The sequence below is a fragment of the Pseudomonas auratipiscis genome, from assembly GCF_036324085.1.
Classification (GTDB): domain Bacteria; phylum Pseudomonadota; class Gammaproteobacteria; order Pseudomonadales; family Pseudomonadaceae; genus Aquipseudomonas; species Aquipseudomonas auratipiscis.
Genome location: NZ_JAZDCU010000043.1, coordinates 1 through 1,115, shown reverse-complemented (window position 1 = coordinate 1,115; position 1,115 = coordinate 1). Strand labels below are relative to the sequence as shown.

At 54.5% G+C, this 1,115-nt stretch carries 1 protein-coding gene and 1 pseudogene; one reads left to right on the top strand and one right to left on the bottom strand.

What is annotated here, in order from left to right; translation table 11 throughout:
- A pseudogene (locus V0R60_RS26755) lies at positions 1–523 on the top strand (hypothetical protein); the annotation flags it as partial.
- Positions 524–530: 7 nt separating this feature from the next.
- On the opposite strand, the gene V0R60_RS26750 reads toward V0R60_RS26755, so the two are convergent.
- Positions 531–1,115 (bottom strand): DUF1983 domain-containing protein (locus V0R60_RS26750; protein WP_330143367.1); only part of this gene is annotated, 585 nt, incomplete at its 5' end.

The following is a 1,115-nucleotide window of genomic DNA, read 5'->3' as shown; positions in this document are numbered from 1 at the left end:
TGTACTCAATACGATATGGCGCAAGAACGACGTGTTTGTCGACATTGGTATTTACAGTATCGGTTCGGCGGTGATGGTTATTTGGCCGATGGTGATACTGTTTGCACTGATGTACTACATCACTCCTGACCCGATAATGATGTGGGGCGCAACTATCATCGTAGGCATTCCTATCTTTTATGTAATCCTAGGCTTATTCCGCGAAGTCCCTTTACCCGTACGTTTCAATCGACAGCGCCGTGAAGTATGCGTACCCCAAGCAGATGGCGAGTACTGGATTGTCCCCTGGGAAAGCGTGACCGCAGCAGCCACGCAACATTCGTCAGTAAGCCAAGGTGGCAGAGCAACGATGGGCATGTTGTTCATTGGTTTCGAGAACCCAGACCCGCTCGCCAAGGACGATAACAAACATTACTCGCTGGGCTTTGGCTGTGGCGGTGGCACCACCGCGATGGCGCTGTGGGAGTGCATGCGCAGTTACATGGAGATAGGACCGGACGCAGTCCCAGATAGCCGGGTAGGCGTTCATATCAAAGGCTCAAATCGATACCCAGCACACCATTGGCGTGATACGCACGAACGCTGGAGTTGTTGATGGTGAGGCGGCTCTGCCCTGCCCCGGTACCGTTCAGATCGAACACGCCACCTTTGTAAATGGCCCATCCCTGAATACCAGCGACATAGTCGGTCGACGCAATGAAGTTCCCGATCTTGGCGTTGGTGATCGTGCCATCCATGATGAAGGCTGAGTTCATGAACACTTGCCCACCAGTAACAGCGAATGGAGATGCCAGTGTTCCATTGATACCGTTCACTACCGCGAACGTATCCGCACTGACCAGGAACTTGCTCTGCAGCCCTCCCGGGCCGTTCTCAATACCCATCCCAACGCTTGCAGCAACGTACTGACCTTGGGCGTTAACTTGCATCTTCACCGCCCACATCGTGCTGGCCTTGCCGTCCAGAGCCGCCAGGGCTTGGCTGGTGGTTTGCACGGATGCGTTGGTCTTCAGTACCTCGCCGTTGGTCTTGTCCAGAGCGGTATTGAATGAAGCTTCGAGCGTTTCCGATTTGCGTGCCTGGGCATCGATGGCGGTTGCCCGCACCTTCGACTC